This window comes from Facilibium subflavum (genome assembly GCF_003574485.1).
GTDB classification, from domain to species: domain Bacteria; phylum Pseudomonadota; class Gammaproteobacteria; order Francisellales; family Francisellaceae; genus Facilibium; species Facilibium subflavum.
Window position 1 is genome coordinate 2,696 of the sequence record NZ_KZ984702.1, and the last position, 272, is coordinate 2,967.

Here is a 272-nt window from a genome sequence, read left to right on the forward strand (position 1 = left end):
GCTGGTATCAAAATGTGCGGCTAAGAGCACTAAAATCGTGATCGTGGGTATGCTTATTTTAAATATGGTTGCAACATTATTCACACGAGATAAAAGCTTAATCCCAAAATAGTTAATAAGGAAATAGATCATAAGGATAACAATGGCCAGTATTCTGCCTGAAAATGTTAAAGCATTGCCTTCATAAAGGTGCGTGAAGCTGATAAAAGGGCTTAAATACTGAACAGTCGCCTGTGCTTCTGTTGGAATCATCGCCAGAAGGCCAAACCACC

At 39.3% G+C, this 272-nt stretch carries 1 protein-coding gene; it reads right to left on the reverse strand.

The features are described 5' to 3' along the window. The coding region (locus DNK84_RS00485; protein ID WP_162902123.1) for an amino acid permease at nt 1-272 on the reverse strand (272 nt) is incomplete at both ends.